This window comes from Xenorhabdus sp. NBAII XenSa04 (genome assembly GCF_963866145.1).
Classification (GTDB): domain Bacteria; phylum Pseudomonadota; class Gammaproteobacteria; order Enterobacterales; family Enterobacteriaceae; genus Xenorhabdus; species Xenorhabdus indica.
The window spans coordinates 1-5432 of sequence record NZ_CAWMEB010000049.1; the positions used below are offsets into that span (position 1 = coordinate 1).

1 protein-coding gene is annotated in these 5432 nt (G+C 53.9%); it reads left to right on the forward strand.

The features are described from left to right. The coding region (locus AAC147_RS02415) for a non-ribosomal peptide synthetase (protein WP_047685401.1) at positions 1 to 5432 on the forward strand (5432 nt) is incomplete at both ends.

Genomic DNA, 5432 nt, shown 5'->3' on the forward strand with positions numbered 1-5432 from the left:
GTGGCGAATATTCAGGATATCTACGCTTTATCACCCTTGCAGGATGGGATTTTGTTCCACCATTTATTGGCACGGGAAGGCGACCCGTATTTGTTGACCGTTCAGATGATTTTTGCTGATCGATCTTTATTGGATCGTTATCTGACAGCGATGCAACGGATGATTGAGCGGCACGATATTTTACGCACCGCCTTTATCTGGCAAAACATATCCGTGCCAGTACAGGTCGTCTGGCGTCATGCTGCCTTATCAGTGACCGAGCTGACGCTGGATCCGGCTGATGGCCCAGTCATTGATCAGTTAAACCGACATTTTGATCTACGCCACTATCGTCTCGATCTGGGGCAGGCTCCGCTCCTGCATTTTGTGGTGGCGCAGGAAACGGATGGCCGCTGGTTCTTACTGGAGCTGCACCATCATCTGATTGGCGACCATGAAGCGCTGGAAATGATGCACCGCGAAGTCCAGTTATACCTGACAGGGCAAGAGGAAAATCTGCCTGTACCGATGCCGTTCCGCAATCTGGTGGCACAGTCTTGGTTGGGGGAAAATCAGGCTGCCCATACCTGTTTCTTTTCTGAGATGTTAGCGGAGGTGGAAGAGCCGACGTTGCCGTTTGGCTTGACAGAGGTACATCGCGATGGTTCACAGGTGACGGAATCTCACCAAATGTTAACGCCTGAACTGAATGACCGCCTGCGCAGTCAGGCCCGGCAATTAGGCGTCAGTCTGGCAGCCTTGTGTCATCTGGCCTGGGCTCAGGTGTTGTCATGCACCAGCGGACAAGAAAAAGTGGTATTCGGTACGGTACTGTTCGGGCGCATGGCCGCGGGAGAAGGGGCAGACAGTGGGATGGGGCTGTTTATCAATACCTTGCCGTTGCGGCTGGATATGGATAACACCCCGGTACGGGACAGTGTGCAAACCACCCATCGTCGGCTGGCGGGATTATTAGCCCATGAGCATGCGTCACTGGTGTTGGCCCAACAGTGTAGTGGCGTTGATCGTGGTACGCCCCTCTTTAGTGCTTTGCTGAATTACCGCCACAATGTTTTATTGGGTATGTCTGGGGAACTGGTCAGTGGGATTGAGTTTGTTGGTGAACAGGAGCGGACCAACTACCCTTTTGCTCTGTCAGTGGAAGATTATGGTGACGCGTTGGGCTTGACGGCGCAGGTCGTGCAGCCGTTTGAGCCGGCGCGGGTATGTGGCTATATGCAGCAGGCACTGGAAAGTCTGGTGGAGGCACTGGAACAGGCCCCGGAAATCCCAGTACGGCAGTTGGACATCCTGCCGGAAACAGAACGCACGCTGTTATTAAAAACCTGGAACAGGACGGAAACCGCTTATCCTGAGGCGTTGTGTATTCATCAGTGGTTTGAACAGCAGGTGGCGAAAACGCCACAGGCCACCGCGCTAGTCTATGAAAACCAGACGCTCAGTTATGCGGAATTAAATGTCCGGGCTAACCGACTGGCGCATCAGTTAATGGCACTGGGCGTAGCGCCGGAGCAACGGGTCGCCATTTGTGTGTCACGTTCACCAACCATGGTGGTTGCATTGCTGGCTGTCTTAAAAGCCGGTGGGGCCTATGTACCGCTGGACCCGGCTTATCCGGGAGAGCGTCTGGTTTATATTCTGAAGGATGCATCGCCGGTTCTTGTGCTGGCCGATAAGACTGGCCGGACAGCATTGGGTGAGCAGGCACTGGCAGAACGGACAGTGCTTGACCCGAATAACCGGTTTGACCGGCCGGATAGTAATCCGCAAATACCGGCATTGACTGCACGTCATCTGGCCTATGTGATTTATACTTCTGGTTCGACCGGCACCCCAAAAGGGGTCATGGTAGAGCATAGGGGCGTAGTGAATCTGGCTTTGGCTCAAATCGCCCGATTTAAGGTTAATGGATCTAGCCGGATATTGCAGTTTGCTTCATTGGGTTTTGATGCCAGTGTTTGGGAAATAATGATAGCGCTGAGTAGTGGTGCCAGTCTGGCTCTTCCTGCCGACACGATTCGTCAGGATCTGCGTCGTCTCTGGTACTATCTGGAAGAGCAGGCGGTGACGCATGCCTGCCTCCCACCCGCCCTGCTAAGAGAAGGAACAGATTTACCGGAGATAGCAATAAGGCCAACATTGGTACTGGCTGGTGAAGCGCCTAATGCGTCTTTGCTCCAGGCACTCAGCAGCCGGGCAATGCTGTTTAATGCCTATGGCCCTACAGAAATCACAATATGTGCCACAGTCTGGCGTTGTCCGTCAGATTATACAGATACAGTGGTTTCTATCGGGCGCCCTATTGCTAATACTTGTCTTTATCTCCTGGATATTCATGGTCAACCGGTTCCGTTGGGAGCGGTGGGTGAGTTATACATTGGTGGCGCGGGTGTAGCGCGGGGTTACCTTAATCGCCCGGAACTGACGGCTGAACGCTTCTTAGCTGATCCGTTTAGTGATAGCCCGGATGCACGCATGTACCGGACCGGGGATTTAGCGCGTTACCGGCCGGACGGCAATCTGGAATTTCTGGGCCGTAATGACCAGCAGGTGAAAATCCGGGGTTTTCGCATTGAACCGGGGGAAATAGAATCCCGGTTGGCCGGGCACCCCATGGTGCATGAATCGGTGGTGTTGGCGCAGGGAGAAGGGCAGGATAAGCGGCTGGTGGCCTATGTGGTCGCGGCAGCGGATGAGGAATTGGTTAACAGCCTGCGCGCTCATCTGAGCGCGGTGTTACCGGATTATATGGTGCCGGCGGCTTTTGTGCGTCTGGATGCGTTTCCCTTGTCGCCGAACGGTAAGCTGGATCGCCGGGCACTGCCGGCACCAGACGGAGAGGCCTTTGCCCGGCAAATCTATGAAGCCCCGCAGGGAGAAACAGAAAACACGCTGGCAGCGATTTGGCGGGAAATCTTAGGGATTGAATCGATCAGCCGGCATGATAATTTCTTTGCCCTGGGTGGCCATTCACTGCTGGTGGTGCGGATGATGAACCGAATAGCGGTGCTAGGGGTCGAATTGCCGTTGCCTGTACTGTTTAGCACACCTTCTTTGGTGGCTCTGGCTGAGGCGGTGCAGGCCCGGATTGATAAGCAAAATCATGTTGTGCCAGCCATTATATCTGTCTCCCGTGAGGGGATACTGCCATTGTCATTCGCACAACAGCGTTTGTGGTTCCTGACTCAGTTTGAAGGCGTCAGTGAGACGTATCATATCCCCATGGCGCTACGTTTGCGGGGTGAACTGGATATCGCAGTTTGGCAGCAGGCCCTGAATGCATTATTTGCCCGCCATGAAGCGTTGCGCTCGGTCTTTGTTTCCGTTGATGGTCAGCCTCAAATCCGCCTGCTGACGGCGGATCACGGGTTGCCCTGGGTTCAGCATGATCTGCGTGGAGACCCGGATGCCGAAGTGATACTGGAACGATTGTGTACGAAGGAGATGTCGGCACCCTTTGAACTCAATTGTGGTCCGCTTATCCGGGCAGTGCTGATCCGGCTGGCGGATGATGAATACCAGTTTTTGCTGACCCAACATCATATTATTTCCGATGGCTGGTCGGTCAATGTGCTGGTACAGGAACTAAACACACTCTATTCGGCTTTTCTGGCCGGGCAGCCTGATCCTTTACCGCCATTGGCAATCCAGTACCCTGATTATGCGGTCTGGCAGCGTCAATGGCTCTCTGCTGAACGTATTCAGGTGCAGTCTGATTATTGGCGTACCACGTTGGCTGACGTCCCCGTTTTACTGGAGTTGCCCACAGACCGCCCCCGTCCGCCTGAGCAGTCGTTTGCCGGGCAGGCTTTGCCTATCAATCTGGGTGCGGAATTGACGGCGGCCCTGAAACGGCTGAGCGCGCAGCAGGGGGTAACGTTATTTATGACACTGTTATCCGCCTGGGCGATAGTTTTGTCACGTTTGTCGGGGCAGGAGGATGTCGTGATTGGTACCCCCAGTGCTGGCCGTAACCATCAAGAAGTGGAGTCTTTAATTGGCTTCTTCGTGAATACCCTGGCGTTGCGCATGGGTGTTTCGGGTGAGTTGACGGTAGCGGAGTTACTGGCACAGGTCCGGCAAACCGCGTTAGCGGCACAGACGCATCAGGATTTGCCGTTTGAGCAAGTGGTGGAAATTGTGCAACCACCGCGTCAGTTGGCCCATACACCGCTGTTTCAGGTCATGTTTGCCTGGCAAAATAATGAGTACACAGACTGGACATTGCCGGGGTTGGTCGTGTCACCGGCTGAGCAAGCATTCGATATTGTCAAATTTGATCTCGAACTGAACTTGTCAGAGGAAGCCGGCAGGATTGTCGGTTATCTCGGTTATTCAACCGCACTGTTTAATCAGCCGACTGTTGAACGACACATTGGTTACTTGCATGCGGTGCTGCAAGCGATGGTGACTGATTATCAACAACAGGTCGGGAAAATTGAGATGCTGTTGCCGGCAGAACGCCGATTATTGCTGGAAACCTGGAACGCGACTGAAACGCCATATCCTGACACATTGTGTATTCATCAAGGGTTTGAACAGCAGGCAGAGAAAACGCCACAGGCGACAGCCCTGATAGCGGGCGATAAGACCCTGAGCTACAGTGAACTGAATACATGGGCAAATCAATTGGCTCATCAGCTAATCGAACGAGGTGTTTGCCCCGGCGATCCGGTTGGGCTGCTGTTCGAGCGTTCCATCATGCTGGTCGTGGCGCAACTGGCCGTGCTTAAAGCCGGGGCAGTTTACGTCCCTCTGGATCCCAGTGTGCCGGATGAGCGGAAAAACTGGCTGATCAATGACTGTGCCGCCAAATTGTTACTCACCGATACACAGGCAGATATTCCGGCTGATCTGGCGGTGCCACGGCTTTGTCTTGCCGATGAGAGCAATACAAACAATGAGCAATATAGCGTTAACCCTGATTTGCCGCGTATCAGTACGGATTTAGCCTATATCATGTACACCTCCGGCTCCACCGGCACACCCAAAGGGGTGCTGGTACCACACCGTGCCGTGGTTCGGCTGGTCATCAATAATGGTTATGCGGCCATTGAGCAGGATGATCGGGTGGCCTTTACCGCGAACCCGGCGTTTGATGCCAGTACTTTCGAAGTCTGGGCGCCATTGCTTAACGGGGGGGCACTGGTGGTGCTTGATCACGCCACCTTATTGACGCCGGTAGAGTTAGTCCGGGTTTTACAGACCCACCGTATTACGATCTTGTGGCTGACCATCGGGCTGTTTAACCGGCTGGCGGTAGAGTTGTCCCCGGTGCTGCCGCAGATAAAGACGCTGATTTTTGGCGGCGATATCCCCGATTTATCAGTGATTGCCCAGGTGCTGAAACATCGTCCACCGCAACAACTGTTGCAGGCCTATGGACCGACGGAAGGCACCACCTTTACCACGATATATCCTGTTGAGGTGCT